Annotated in this window: 15 protein-coding genes; 7 read left to right on the top strand and 8 right to left on the bottom strand. The window is 40.9% G+C overall.

Annotated features, from left to right (window positions below):
* Window positions 1–6: 6 nt before the first annotated feature.
* The 6 genes from BM375_RS11085 to BM375_RS11060 all read left to right on the top strand — a co-directional run bounded on the left by BM375_RS11085 (window position 7) and on the right by BM375_RS11060 (window position 3628).
* Window positions 7–591: a cytochrome c oxidase subunit 3 gene (locus BM375_RS11085; protein ID WP_093366048.1), complete on the top strand. Its 585-nt coding sequence runs from the start codon at window positions 7–9 to the stop codon at window positions 589–591.
* Between the two features lie 9 nt (window positions 592–600).
* Complete coding sequence (locus BM375_RS11080) at window positions 601–1338, top strand: cytochrome c oxidase subunit 3 (RefSeq protein ID WP_093366046.1); 738 nt, start codon at window positions 601–603, stop codon at window positions 1336–1338.
* A 119-nt stretch (window positions 1339–1457) separates the two neighbouring features.
* Window positions 1458–1838 carry a cytochrome C oxidase subunit IV family protein gene (locus BM375_RS11075; RefSeq protein ID WP_093366044.1) on the top strand — a complete coding sequence of 127 codons (381 nt, stop codon included), beginning with the start codon at window positions 1458–1460 and terminating at the stop codon, window positions 1836–1838.
* Window positions 1839–1852: 14 nt separating this feature from the next.
* Window positions 1853–2572 carry an SCO family protein gene (locus BM375_RS11070; RefSeq protein ID WP_093366042.1) on the top strand — a complete coding sequence of 240 codons (720 nt, stop codon included), beginning with the start codon at window positions 1853–1855 and terminating at the stop codon, window positions 2570–2572.
* Window position 2573: 1 nt separating this feature from the next.
* Complete coding sequence (locus tag BM375_RS11065) at window positions 2574–3116, top strand: DUF420 domain-containing protein (protein WP_212611669.1); 543 nt, start codon at window positions 2574–2576, stop codon at window positions 3114–3116.
* 50 nt (window positions 3117–3166) lie between these two features.
* On the top strand, window positions 3167–3628 hold the full coding sequence (locus tag BM375_RS11060) for an ABC transporter ATPase (RefSeq protein ID WP_093366040.1): 462 nt from the start codon (window positions 3167–3169) through the stop codon (window positions 3626–3628).
* 149 nt (window positions 3629–3777) lie between these two features.
* Here the strand turns inward: BM375_RS11060 and pckA are convergent, their stop codons facing one another.
* Together pckA and BM375_RS11050 are read right to left on the bottom strand one after the other, a co-directional pair.
* Window positions 3778–5379: a phosphoenolpyruvate carboxykinase (ATP) gene (gene pckA / locus BM375_RS11055; RefSeq protein ID WP_093366038.1), complete on the bottom strand. Its 1602-nt coding sequence runs from the start codon at window positions 5377–5379 to the stop codon at window positions 3778–3780.
* 239 nt (window positions 5380–5618) lie between these two features.
* Window positions 5619–6524: a S66 peptidase family protein gene (locus BM375_RS11050; RefSeq protein ID WP_093366036.1), complete on the bottom strand. Its 906-nt coding sequence runs from the start codon at window positions 6522–6524 to the stop codon at window positions 5619–5621.
* 134 nt (window positions 6525–6658) lie between these two features.
* On the opposite strand from BM375_RS11050, the gene metG reads away from it, so the two are divergent.
* Complete coding sequence (gene metG / locus BM375_RS11045; protein WP_093366034.1) at window positions 6659–8728, top strand: methionine--tRNA ligase; 2070 nt, start codon at window positions 6659–6661, stop codon at window positions 8726–8728.
* Window positions 8729–8806: 78 nt separating this feature from the next.
* Here the strand turns inward: metG and BM375_RS11040 are convergent, their stop codons facing one another.
* The 6 genes from BM375_RS11040 to BM375_RS11015 all read right to left on the bottom strand — a co-directional run bounded on the left by BM375_RS11040 (window position 8807) and on the right by BM375_RS11015 (window position 13738).
* Window positions 8807–9565 carry a class I SAM-dependent methyltransferase gene (locus BM375_RS11040; RefSeq protein ID WP_093366032.1) on the bottom strand — a complete coding sequence of 253 codons (759 nt, stop codon included), beginning with the start codon at window positions 9563–9565 and terminating at the stop codon, window positions 8807–8809.
* Window positions 9566–9581: 16 nt separating this feature from the next.
* The gene (brnQ, locus tag BM375_RS11035) at window positions 9582–10874 is read right to left on the bottom strand and encodes a branched-chain amino acid transport system II carrier protein (protein ID WP_093366030.1); all 1293 of its coding nucleotides are present in this window, start codon (window positions 10872–10874) and stop codon (window positions 9582–9584) included.
* Window positions 10875–10886: 12 nt separating this feature from the next.
* Window positions 10887–11726, bottom strand: a complete 840-nt coding sequence (gene folP / locus BM375_RS11030; RefSeq protein WP_093366028.1) for a dihydropteroate synthase — start codon at window positions 11724–11726, stop codon at window positions 10887–10889.
* Window positions 11727–11787: 61 nt separating this feature from the next.
* A complete protein-coding gene (locus BM375_RS11025) occupies window positions 11788–12264 on the bottom strand; it encodes a DUF4920 domain-containing protein (protein WP_093366026.1) in 477 nt (158 codons plus the stop codon).
* An 11-nt stretch (window positions 12265–12275) separates the two neighbouring features.
* Complete coding sequence (locus BM375_RS11020; protein WP_093366024.1) at window positions 12276–12848, bottom strand: L-threonylcarbamoyladenylate synthase; 573 nt, start codon at window positions 12846–12848, stop codon at window positions 12276–12278.
* Window positions 12849–12916: 68 nt separating this feature from the next.
* On the bottom strand, window positions 12917–13738 hold the full coding sequence (locus tag BM375_RS11015; protein WP_093366022.1) for a 2,3,4,5-tetrahydropyridine-2,6-dicarboxylate N-succinyltransferase: 822 nt from the start codon (window positions 13736–13738) through the stop codon (window positions 12917–12919).
* Window positions 13739–13851: the final 113 nt, after the last annotated feature.

Genomic DNA, 13851 nt, shown 5'->3' with positions numbered 1-13851 from the left:
GATAAAATGGTGGATACGGAATATATGACAGAGGAGCTTGTACAATCACGCAAGGCCAAGAAGTTTAACTTAGTGTTAGGCATGATTGGTATGTTTATGATGTTTGCAGCCCTGTCGAGTGGTTTTATTGTATATACGGCAAGTGGGGTGGATAAAGGTATCAAGACATTATTGCCCAATACGTTTATATACAGTACAATTGTTATTGTATTGAGTAGCTTGACGTTGCATTTGGCGTATCAGGCGGCTAAGTTGGAGCAATTGAAAAAGCAACGGGTGTTGTTATTGTTCACGATTATATTGGGTATTGCTTTCTTTGCTTTGCAGTTGCATTCGTGGTCTGTGTTTACGGACCGGGGCATCTATTTTGTAAATAACAATGCTTCACAATCGTTCTTATTTGTCTTCACGGGTATGCACTTAGCGCATATTATTGCAGGACTTATTGTATTGGTCAGGTGCTATATTGGGGCGGCGAAGCCTATCCCTTTCCCTGACAATAAATTTCGAATGAATTTGGCCACTATTTTTTGGCATTTTCTCGATGTTCTATGGATTTATATTTATGTTTTCTTACTTTTGAATCAATAATAGTAAAAAATGAGTACAACAACTGTATCGCAATTGGATAAGGTTAAAGACGGCCCTTGGAGTGGTGGTAAGTCGCCTTGGAATTTAGAGTATGGAAAAATCATGATGTGGTTTTTCTTGGTATCGGATGCATTTACATTTTCTGCATTCTTGATTTACTACGGAGCGCAGAAATTTGCTCAGCCGACTTGGATCGATGCGGACAAGATTTTCCAATCTATCCCAGGAATTGCAGAGTCTGGACAGCCTTTGGTGTTCGTGGGTATCATGACCTTTATCCTCATTATGTCTTCTGTAACGATGGTATTGGCGGTAGATGCTGGTCATAGAAATCAAAAAAATGAGGTTGTAAAATGGATGTTGTGGACGATTTTAGGTGGTTTGGCTTTCGTTGGCTGTCAGGCTATTGAATGGACACACTTACATCATCAAGGATTTTGGTTTGGACGCAACCCTGCTACAGGTTTAGAAGGAGAAGCCATAGTAGAGGCGTTGGCACCATATTTTACGAAGGATATTTCCTATACCGCTGCATTACAGTTTTCTAACTTATTCTTTACCATTACTGGTTTCCACGGATTCCACGTATCGATTGGTATCCTGTTGAACATTATTGTGCTTTGCATGACTTTGAACAATACGTTTGAGCGCAGAGGTACTTATCTAATGATTGAAAAAGTAGGTTTATACTGGCACTTTGTAGACTTAGTTTGGGTCTTCGTATTTACTTTCTTCTACCTTATTTAGTGTTTAATTGTTTAAGGTTTAATCGTTTAAAGTTTAATATAAAAACAGATATTGTGTTATTGTATTTGAAAGCATAAAGATCTCAATACGCAATACACAATACACAATACTTAAATAAAATGTCAAATCATAACGAAAATATAGCAGCGCACGACCATCATGGAGAGCATGGTGGTATGGATAAAAAAGGTATCTGGAAAGTATTCTTTATTCTATTGGCCTTAACAGCCTTGGAATTCTTGATTGCCTTGGGCTTTGTACACCATTGGGGAATTATACAAAAGGGTGTGTTTCTAAATATTATTTATATTGCATTAACCCTTGTTAAAGCATATTATATTGTGGCTTACTTCATGCACTTGAAGTTTGAGAAACCAGGCTTTATCATTGTATGCAGTGTTGGCTTTGTGTTAATTGTGTACGCTATTTGGTTGATATTGGTGGAGGGTAATTTCCTGTTAGGAGCATTCCAATCCCATCCACTTTTCCCAAACAATTAGAATAGGAGAAACATATGCGTAACACTTCTCAACGAAGTAGAGCGAAAATAATTATCCTGGCAATGGTTCTACTGCTGCCAGGATTTTTATATATAGCGGTTAATAAGTTTGGTTCCAATGAGTACATTTCTTTACCTGTATACGGTGAGAAGAAACTCAGTGGCGAAATGAAAAGGAATTGGGGGAGAGAGTATCCGGATACTATTTTTCATACGTTAAATGCGGTTGATTTCTATAATTATAATGGTGAAATATGTTCGTTTTTGAAATCGGATACAGTAATCAGTGTGGCGCATTTGTTCTATACAAAAGACCAGGCCTTTTCTCGTCTTATGCTGGACCATATGGGTGCGCTTGCTGATCGCTTTAAAGCAAATGAACATGTGCGCTTGTTTTCTATTTCGGTGGATCCACAGGAATCGGAGCAAACTTTACAAGCTTTCTTGAAACCTTATAAGCATATTGCATCTACTAACTGGGAAGTTGTGTATGGAGCTTCTACAGATATTTTTGCATATGCGCGAGAGGAATTGCTGATTGACGCTATGGTGAACCCCGCTGACTCCACTTCTTATATTATAGGTAATCAGCTGGTGTTACTGGATTCCAAAAAGCGATTGCGTGGTTTTTATGATGTGAGTCTTAAAGGAGAAGTAGATCGATTGGAAGATGAAATTAAATTATTAATGGTAGAAGAGGTCAGAAATAGACCTTTAAAAATAGAGAAACAATAATATGGGAATGACGGAAGCAGAAAAGAAGTATAAGAACTGGATCATTGTTTTATCCATTGTAATCCCTTTGGCGGTTGCTATTCTTTTCGGTGTGAACTTACGGAAAATGGGATTTGACGTGCAGCCCCTGACGTTTCTTCCACCGATATATGCAAGTATAAACGGCGTTACGGCAATACTGTTGGTTGCAGCTATATCTGCGGTAAAAAGAGGCAATGCGAAATTGCATGAGCGATTGATAAAAGTCTGTATGGCTTGCTCGGTAGCGTTCTTGGTCATGTATGTAGCTTATCACATGACGTCGGACTCTACACCTTATGGTGGTGAGGGATGGATTAGACCGGTGTACTTTTTTATTTTGATTACACATATCGTGCTATCCATCGTTATCATTCCATTTGTGCTATTCACTTTTGTGCGAGGGATTGCTGGGGCATATGAACGTCATAAAAAACTGGCACGTATTACTTACCCGATGTGGCTGTATGTTGCTGTTACGGGCGTGGTTGTGTATTTGATGATTTCGCCTTATTACGGTAGTTAGTGTTGAGTAGAACGTATTGTGTATTGAGATTTCCTTTTTAACTTTGCAAGATGGAGAGAGTTTGGATATACCAGAGTAATCGTTTATTGACAGATGCAGAATGCGTACGTGTTCGTGAGATTTTGCAGGAATTCGTACAGCAGTGGACTGCACATGGAAATCAGCTTTACGGATCGTTTGAAATTCGTTATAACTTGTTTATTTTCCTTAAGGTAGACGAGTCGAAAGCTATGGTTACCGGCTGTTCAATTGATAAGTCTGTGCATCTGTTGAAGAAAATTGAAAAGGAATTACAGATCAATCTTTTTGACCGTTTACAGATTGCATACAGAGCCCAAAATACCAACACCATAAATATTGTGTCAAGGGATGATTTTGAAAGACTGATTCAAGCAGGGGAGGTTAACGAAGACAGTATTGTATACAACAATATGCTAACCGAGACATCGGAATTGGACACGAAGTGGGAAGTTCCTCTTCGGGACAGTTGGCATGCGAAAGTATTTCTATAATAAAAGAAGGGGGTGCCCGAAAAGGTTGTAATCATTAAAAAAACGCGTCATTGCGAGGAAAAATGACGAAGCAATCTGCGTTTTTACCGTCATCAGATTGCTTCGTTCCTCGCAATGACGATGACGGCGGACTTTTCGGACACCTTCTTTTATATCATCTTGGGTGCTGCCAGTAGGATTTCCTCATTAGCATGTTCCTTATATTGGTTGAAGTTATTATTGAACAGTGTGGCTAGGGTATTGGCTTGTCGATTATAAGCTCCTTTATCGTCCCAGGTATCTTTAGGGTTCAATAGTTCATCTGGTACATTCGGACAATACTGTGGTATCCAAACACCGAAGTTCTGATGGGCTTCAAAATTTACGTTATCCAGTTTTCCTTCTAAAGCAGCTTGAACCATGGCTCGTGTATATTTTAAGCTGATTCGTTTCCCCTCACCATAGGCTCCTCCTGTCCAACCTGTGTTGATCAACCACACATTGACATCTGGATGCTGTTCAAGTTTTTTGCCTAATAGCTCTGCATATTTGGTTGGGTGTAATGGTAGAAATACACGTCCAAAGCAAGCCGAAAATGTAGTCTGTGGTTCGACAATTCCAACCTCAGTGCCGGCTACTTTTGCTGTGTACCCCGATAGAAAGTGATACATGGCTTGCGCTTTTGTCAATTTAGAAATAGGGGGCAAAACACCGAAAGCATCACAGGTTAAGAAAAATATATTGCGCGGAATACTTCCTACGGAAATTTCCTTCGCGTTTGGAATATGATATATAGGATAGGCAGCACGTGTGTTCTCGGTAATGCGGGCATTACTGAAATCTACCGTGTTTGTATTCTCATAAAAAGTAACGTTTTCTAACAAGGTTGTTTCTTTTATTGCGGCATAGATTTCAGGCTCTTTTTCTGCACTAAGATCAATGCATTTGGCGTAGCATCCTCCTTCAAAATTGAAAATGGAATTTTGTGCCCATCCGTGTTCGTCATCGCCTATCAGGTTACGTGTAGGGTCAGCTGAGAGCGTGGTTTTCCCTGTGCCGCTTAGACCAAAAAATAAAGCTGTATCACCTTTCTTTCCTTCATTTGCGGAGCAATGCATGGAGAGTGTATCATACTGATAGGGAAGGATACAGTTCAACACGGAGAAAATACCTTTTTTCATTTCACCTGTATAGGCTGTACCACCGATTAAGATGGTCCTTCTACTAAAGTTGAGGATGGCAAAATTTTCCTGACGAGTACCGTCAACAGTAGGATCGGCCAAGAATTCCGGAATCTGTATAATGGTCCATCCATCCGTTGGGAAATTTTCTAATTCTGGAGCATTTGGTCTTAAGAAAAGATGATGGCAGAAGAGGTTTGCCCAAGGGGTCGTATTGATAACTGTAACAGGAATACGATAAGCTGTGTCTGCCCCTGCGTAACAATGACGTGCCCAAACCTCCTTATCAGCAAGGAAGTATAACATCTTTTCATACAGTCCTTCAAATACCTCTTCGGAGATGGGGATGTTGACATCCCCCCAATCAATTATTTTCTCAGAGAAGTTGTCTTTGACAATAAAACGGTCTTTTGGAGAGCGACCGGTAAATTTACCGGTTGTGATGCAAAGTGCCTGCTGGTCGTTGAGTACTCCTTGTCCACGTTTAAGTGTTTCCTGCACTAATGTGGTTGCGTCTAAGTCCCAATAAACTTTGGCGGCTATCTCGTGGAGATTGGCCTTGTTTATCGGATTTGATAGCCCGATTACCATAGTTGTATCATAATTTGTTTACGCAACTAAGGTATGGAGAAATTTAAAACAAATGTTGTTCAGGATATTTTTCGTAAATAATTGAATAAAAACGATTAATCTTTGTGAATGTTTTTACAAAACAGAATATTTGTTGGTTTTGTTTTCGTTGTCCTTATGTGAGATTTGATAATTTTGAAATAACAATAAAGTCCGAAATTGCCAGTTATTGAGATGTTTAGCTTTAATTTCTTCTTGCTTTAAGGAGTTTTGTATGTTAAGGTAACCTGCTCTCCCTCCACAAGAAGGTTTACTTTCTTCCCTAATACCAATGTATGGTTGTTCTCAATATGCCCAGCAGGATAATGGAATGCTACTGGATAATCATATTCTTTCACTTTGTCGAAGATAATATCCTCGAAGCGTTGGCCGAAAGGCGGATTGCTGTCTTTAAGTTCGGTAAAGCCTCCTACGATTAACGCTTGTAGCTTCGCTAGTTTTCCTGCTCTTTTCAAAGTCCAGAGCATGCGGTCGATATTGTAGTGCTGTTCGCCCACATCTTCGATAAAAAGTATCTTATTGTCGTATGAACCATCAGATTCCGAACTGATCAAACTATGTAATAAAGCTAAGTTACCACCTATTAAAGTACCAGTTCCTTCTCCCGGTCGGTTGGGGTATTCTTGCTGGCTATAGCTGTAGTCCATGCTTTCCCCAAATAAGGCTTTTTTAAGTGATATCAAAGCGTCCTTGGTACTGTCGTCAAAAGATTTGGGCATTTGTCCATGGAGGGTTGGTATGCCTAAAGTGAAATGTATGTGGCTGTGCAAGACGGTTATATCGCTAAACCCGACTAGCCATTTTGGGTTTTGGGTAAAGTTATTGAAGTCCAATTGATCGATGATACGGACGGTGCCATATCCTCCACGAGCAGCGAATACAGCCTTGATTTCCGGATTATCTAAGGCTTTCTGTAGATCTTGGGTGCGTAGCTCATCTGTTCCAGCAAACTGATGGTATTGTGAAGTTACCGTCTCGCCGACTTCCACCTTCAACCCCCAGTCAGTTAATATGCTGATGGCGTTGTCGATATTCCCTTTGATGTAACTTGCAGGGCATACAATAGCTACTTTATCACCTGTGGTAAGAAATTGAGGTATTTTCATGCTACTCGTTATTTTTAACCGCAAATTGCTTTATCTTTGCGAAAGAAACAAGTTTTTTTTTATTCTAATGTTATGGAAGTGAACGATATCTTCACTACTATCACTTTATCTTCAATTAAAAAAGTCAGTATACATTGAGTATTTTATCCAACAATCGATTCACAATCACTTCGGCATTGCCGTATGCCAATGGCCCCTTGCATATCGGGCATTTAGCGGGAGCTTATATACCAGGTGATATTTTTGTCCGTTTTTTACGTTTGAACCATAAAGATGTCGTTTATGTCTGCGGATCAGATGAACATGGTGCAGCTATCACTATCCGTGCGAAGAAAGAAGGCATCACGCCGCAAGAGATTATTGACAAATATAACAAGCAGATAAAGGAAAGCTTTGAAGAGTTTGGTATCTCTTTCAATATTTACCACCGTACTTCGGAGAAAATTCATCATGAGCTTTCGCAGGAGTTTTTCCTGAACCTTTACGAAAAGGGAGAGTTTATCGAGAAGTTTTCGGAGCAATATTATGACGAAGAGTTTCACCAGTTTCTGGCGGATCGCTATATAGTAGGTACATGTCCACACTGTCATAACGAAGGTGCTTATGGTGACCAATGTGAGAAATGTGGTACTTCCTTGAACCCAACGGATCTAATCAATCCGAAATCTACATTGAGTGGTAAGACTCCGGTTTTGAAAGAAACCAAACACTGGTACCTGCCGTTGGATAAATATCAGCCATGGTTGGAGAAATGGTTGATTGAAGGGAAAAAAGGTGTCTTGAAACCTAATGTTTTTGGTCAATGTTCTTCTTGGTTGAAGTCCGGTCTGCAACCGCGTTCCATGACTCGCGATTTGGATTGGGGTGTGGATGTGCCTTTGGAAGAAGCTGCGGGTAAAAAATTGTACGTGTGGCTGGATGCACCAATAGGGTATATTTCAGCTACGAAACAGTGGGCACTCGATAACGGTAAGAACTGGGAAGACTATTGGAAAAAGCAAGCTGATGAATCGCAAGAGTCTACTTTAATCCACTTTATCGGTAAGGATAATATCGTTTTCCACTGTATTACATTCCCGGCTATTCTTCATGCGCATGGAGAATATATTTTACCACAGAATGTTCCGGCTAATGAATTCCTGAATTTAGAAGGAGATAAATTATCGACATCAAGAAATCACGCGGTATGGTTACATGAATACTTGCAGGAATTCCCAGGTAAGCAGGATGAACTACGTTATGTATTGACGTCGATTCTTCCGGAAACTTCGGATAGTGAATTTACCTGGAAAGATTTTCAAGCGCGTGTCAACAATGAATTGGTGGCTATCTTGGGTAACTTTGTGAACCGTGTGATGGTTTTATCCCATAAATATTTTGACGGTAAGGTTGAGTTGGGCTCAACTTTAACGGATCAGGATAATGCTGTATTGGAGGAGTTGAAACAATACCCTGCACAGATAACACAGGCTATTGAGCAATATCGCTTCCGTGAGGCGTTGAGTCATTTTATGAATGCTGCACGTTTAGGAAATAAATACTTGGCGGATGAAGAGCCTTGGAAAGTCATCAAAACAGACGAGAATCGTGTAAAAACGGTGCTATATGTGGCTTCGCAGATTGTAGCGAACCTAGCGGTATTGGCACAGCCTTTTCTTCCAAAGTCATCGGATAAACTGTTTGCCATGTTACAACTGGAAAAGCAGGGGTGGGAGAAAGCTGGGCAGGCGACTATCCTTCCAGAAGGTCATGTTCTGGGTGAGACCCAATTGCTTTTTGAGAAAATCACAGATGAACAGATTGACTTCCAGTTACAGAAATTAGCGGATGCTAAGGTGCAGAATGCTATGAACGATACGAAAGCGGAGCCAGCAAAGGCGAATATCAGCTACGATGATTTCATGAAGATGGATATCCGTATCGGTACTATCCTGGAAGCTGAGAAAGTAGCGAAAACAAAGAAATTGTTGAAGTTGAAAATCGATACAGGTATAGATCAACGTACGGTTGTTTCGGGTATTGCTGAGTTCTTCAGTCCGGAAGATATCGTCGGTAAGCAGGTTTCCATTCTGGTAAACCTTGAGCCTCGTGAAATTAAAGGAATTACGTCCCAAGGTATGATCTTGATGGCTGAAGATGCCGATGGGCGCCTGGATTTTGTGAATCCTACGACAGCGATCAAACCGGGAAGTTCGGTTCGGTAATTCCTCCAACCCCCAAAGGGGGAGAGCAGGGGTAAAAGAAAAACGAGCAAAGACCGAAAGTCTTTGCTCGTTTTTCTTTTATACTTTCTTTATGGCTCGTGTTGCAATAAAGGCAGGGAAATAGTTATCCATTTTGCTTTCGCCTCCCCAGTCATCTTCGTACATATCGGTGAGCATGAAGCCTGCCGCTAATTGTCCTCCGATTTGATCACTTAGGCTATGTCCAAATAATAAGGCTTCTTTATTCTTTTTAAGTTCATCCAATTTTTCTTTCGGTAAAGAATACAGATCTGAGTAGGGCTGTTTGTAAATGAGATTGAGATTTTCCTCATCAATTTGAAATCCCATAGGATTCATTAAACCTGTCATAAGAATACCGTTTGGTTTTAAGACCCTAAAACATTCTCTCCATACGGTTAATATATCGTCTACAAAGAGGATGGAGCAGGGGTTAAAAATAAGATCGAAGGATTCATCGGCAAACACCGACAGATCCCGCATATCGCCTTGAAGGGTTTTGATGCCCAGCTGGTATTCATCGCTTAGGTTTTTATCCTGTTGCAATTGCTTTGGTGAATTGTCAAAAATAGTGACATCAGCACCCAAGGTAGCCAATACGGGGCCTTGTTGTCCTCCTCCCGAAGCCAATCCTAATAGTTTTAAATCTTTGAATGCAGGAAACCAATGGTGAGGCACAGGCTTTTTAGGGGTAAGTACAATGTCCCATATTCCTTTTCTAGCATTTTCCAGATCCTGTTCAGTAACCGGTATGGTCCAGCGGTCATTTTTATCGACATAATTGTCCCAAGCGGTTCGGTTGTAGTTTACAATGTCCATATTGATTAGCTTTAAACTATAATTTTTTCCCTCGCATTTTTTCTACCAACAGCAACGTGATAAACCCTACAAAAGCGGGAACCACCCAGCCTAATTCATAATCGAAGAAAGGAATGTGGTTGAGTGCTGAGAGCTGTTGTTCATCCCATACACCCAATATCTTAAGCAAGTTCAGAACAGCGACAATTGTCGATGCTATTAAGGCGCCAATATAGGGTAAACGGGATTTGACAAAACGGCCAAAAATTACCACGAATAACACTAAGGTTATGACAATCGGGTAAACGAATGCAAGCGGGGGATAGGCAAACTGGATAATATTGTCTACGCCTGTGATTGATAGTACACCGGATACGATACAACACGCTGTTACTAAAAACTTATAACTTAATTTACCCTTGGTTAGGTTGCTAAAGAATGTACCAACGGCCGAAGTTAGCGCAATGGCGGTCGTTAAACAGGCTAATGCAATACTCAACGCAATGGCGATTGTACCGTACTGTCCTAATAGGCTTTGTGAGATGTGGATTAATAGCTCTGAGCGTTTGATGTCCGGATTGTGGACTCCTGAAGAGGCTCCGAGGTAAATCAAACCGCCATAGATAAAAAGTAAACAGATAGCTGCTAATGCACCAGCGGCAATAACCACTTTGTTTTTTTCTTTGAGGCTATTGTAGCCTTTGCTTTTGGCCGCTGTGATAATGATTCCTGCAAAGATAACGGAAGCCAATACGTCTAAGGTCTGATAGCCTTCGGTGAAGCCTAATGTGAAGGATCCCATAGTCGACAGCTCACCTTCTTTCGGAAGCTCGATAGGGTTGACAATACCGACAACCAATAGGATGGTCAGTAATACCAATAGAAGGGGTGTAAGGATATTGCCGACTAAATCGACCACTTTGGAAGGTACAATGCTAAAAAGCCAAGTGACGACAAAGAAGGCTATGGAAGTCCAGATAGGGTTACTCTCAGGAAAAGAGGAGAGTATACCCACTTCAAAGGTTGTAGCGGCTGTACGTGGTATAGCGATTAATGGCCCGATGCATATCATGATGATCGTTCCCAATACAGGAACCAGGTTTTTGTGGATACGTGTCCCCAAATCCTGGAAAGAATCGCCGGAATGCGTGACCGATAAAATACCCATAAAAGGGAGCAATATGCCGGTCAATCCAAAAGCAAGAATAGTTATCCAAACATGGTTGCCTACCTGTACACCGATAAAAGGTGGTAATAATAAGTTGCCTGCTCCGAAGAACATGGCAAAAAGAGCAAACCCAATCGTGGCTATATCACTGATTCTTTTCAAAATTTTGATAGGTTAAAAAAGTAAGTCAATCAATTGTTTGGCTTCTGCTACATCATGTACCCGTAGTAGCTGTACGCCTTTGGAAAGGAGTAGCGTATTCAACGCTATTGTACCATTTAGGGCTTCCTGAGGAGTGATGTCCAGTTTTCTATAGATCATTGATTTTCTGGATATGCCGCCCAAAATAGGTAATCCCCAATAGTGCAGTTCATCTACCCGATGTAGGAGTTCATGGTTTTGTTCGATGGTCTTAGCAAAACCATAACCGGGATCCAAGATAATATCTTTAACCCCCAAAGTGCGTAATACGCTAATTTTTTCGCCAAAATAACATGCTACATCTTCCACTACATCCTCGTAGTCCGTCAGTTCTTGCATAGTTTCTGGTGTTCCGCGCATGTGCATCAGGATATATGGTACTTGCAGTTTAGCTACGGTGTCAAACATATCTGGATCAAGTCCTCCACCGGAAATATCGTTGATAATATCCGCTCCTGCTTTGACCGCAGCTTCGGCAACAGATGCGCGAAAGGTATCGATGGATAAAAGTGTATTGGGAAACTGTGTTTTGAGGCCTTCAATGACTGGTATTGCACGTTGCAACTCTTCTGTTTTGTCAATTTCCTGTGCGCCAGGTCGAGAGGAGTAGGCTCCGATGTCAATAATATCGGCACCTTCAGCAATCATATTTACCGCTTTGGCAAGGGCTTGATCTACTTCGTTGTGTTGACCGCCATCAAAGAAGGAATCTGGTGTGACGTTTAAAATCCCCATGACCAACGGCTTATCAAAGGTGATTAATTTACCTTTAGCATTGATACTTTGGGTAGCATGTGTGCGCAGTTTGTTCATTAATAATAGGTAAAATAATAGTTTCCTTTAGCCCACAGTGTAAGCCGTGGGCTAAAAGAAATTATTTCAACACCAGTACGCCGTCAGCAACGATGCTGATATCGGTTTTTGGTTTTGTGATTTTGGCGATTTCTTCTTTGGAAGCACCTTTGTCTTCGGCGTAGTGTTGTAACCATTCAACAGATGTTTCTTTCATTTTGGCTTTACCTTCCACGGCTACTTTTTTGCCAACGATATCAGCGGGAACAAAATAAGCGTAGTCCGTAAAACGCACCATAACGGATTCACCTTTGTCACGTTTCAAGGTTAGAAAACAACCTTTTTTCTTGCATACCTCGACAACTTCACCTTCGATTTTTCCTTCAAAAGCACTGTCTTTTCTCAGTTTTTGCTCTAAAGCAGCTACACTGATGGCCTCTTTCGCATCAATTTTTTTACCATACTGAACACCGGCTTTTGCAGGTTCAATGGCCTGCTGTGCCAAGCTGATTTGAAAGCTGGCGATGGCAACAACCAAAAGCGTGATTAATTTTCTCATGATATATGTTGTTATTTACGTAAAAATTCAATTTTACCGCTGGGATCTAATCGCAGTACCGTGGAAGACTTCCCGTTTCCTTTTAACTCCTGGCCGTATGATACCACATAATCTACAGTTTCTTTGATACTGTCATCAATGTCTGCAAATCCCTTTGGTGAAGACTGTCCACTAATATTGGCAGAGGTCGAAACAATGGGTTTACGGAAGCGTTGCAGCAACTGTTCGCAGAAAGGATGCTTAACAATGCGGATGCCTATAGAACCATCTTCCGCAAGGATATTCTTAGCCAGATTCTTGGCGTTGGAATAAACAATGGTTAATGGGTTTTCGGTGTATTCAATAAGCTCATAGGCAACTTCAGGAATGTCATTGGCATAGCTCATCAGCTGGTTGTCGTTGTGGAGTAGAACAATCATACTTTTGGATTTATCACGACCCTTCAGGACAAATATCTTCTCCACAGCAGCTTCATTGGTTGCATCACAGCCTATGCCCCATATCGTATCTGTAGGGTATAGAATAAGGCCTCCGCTTTTCAGCGTTTCCAAGGCCCTATTGATATCTTCTCTGTCTATGTTCATTTTAGCTTTAAGCTTTAGGCTATAAGCAATAGGCTATAAGCTTAAAGCCTATAATCTATTGCTTATGGCTATACTGCTACATTATGCTCACGCAAAGCATCGTTCAAAGAGGTCTTTTTATCCGTAGACTCCTTACGCTTGCCAATGATTAAAGCACATGGCACCTGATATTCTCCAGCTGGAAATTTCTTGGTGTAAGAACCAGGAATAACCACAGAGCGAGCAGGGACATAACCTTTATATTCTACAGGTTCATCACCTGATACATCGATGATTTTAGTAGATGCAGTCAATACCACATTTGCACCCAGTACAGCCTCTGTTTCTACACGTATCCCTTCTACTACAATTGCTCTGGAGCCTACAAAAACGTTGTCCTCGATGATGACAGGAGCTGCCTGTACAGGTTCTAATACACCGCCGATACCGACACCACCGCTCAAGTGAACATGCTTGCCGATTTGTGCACATGAACCTACTGTTGCCCAAGTGTCCACCATAGTGCCTTCATCTACATAGGCACCAATGTTTACATAAGAAGGCATCATGATTACACCTTTTGCTAAGTAAGCGCCGTAACGAGCCGAAGCACCTGGAACTACACGAACACCTTGTTGCTTATAGTTCGTCTTCAATTTCATTTTATCGTGGTAGACGAATGGTCCGTTGTCAATCTCTTTCATATCACGGATTGGGAAATATAAAATCACCGCTTTTTTTATCCAGTCGTTTACATGCCAACGATTACCAATAGGTTCGGCCACGCGAAGTTCTCCGGTATCAAGTTTAGCTATTACGCCTTGTATAGTCTCAAAATATTCCTTTTCTGTTAGAAGGTCTCTGTTTTCCCAGGCTTCTTCAATTAATTTCTGAATGTTTTGCAATTCCATTTGCTGATTAAAAAGTATAAATTCTTAAAAAAATAATGCGCTTAAACACGCATTAGATTAATGCAAATATTGTAAATTTTTATGGAAAGACAGCGAAAGCTTCTTCAAATTTG

The sequence above is a fragment of the Sphingobacterium wenxiniae genome (assembly GCF_900116225.1).
GTDB classification, from domain to species: domain Bacteria; phylum Bacteroidota; class Bacteroidia; order Sphingobacteriales; family Sphingobacteriaceae; genus Sphingobacterium; species Sphingobacterium wenxiniae.
The sequence above is the reverse complement of the archived record's forward strand: the minus strand, read 5'-3'. Positions and strand labels throughout refer to the sequence as shown.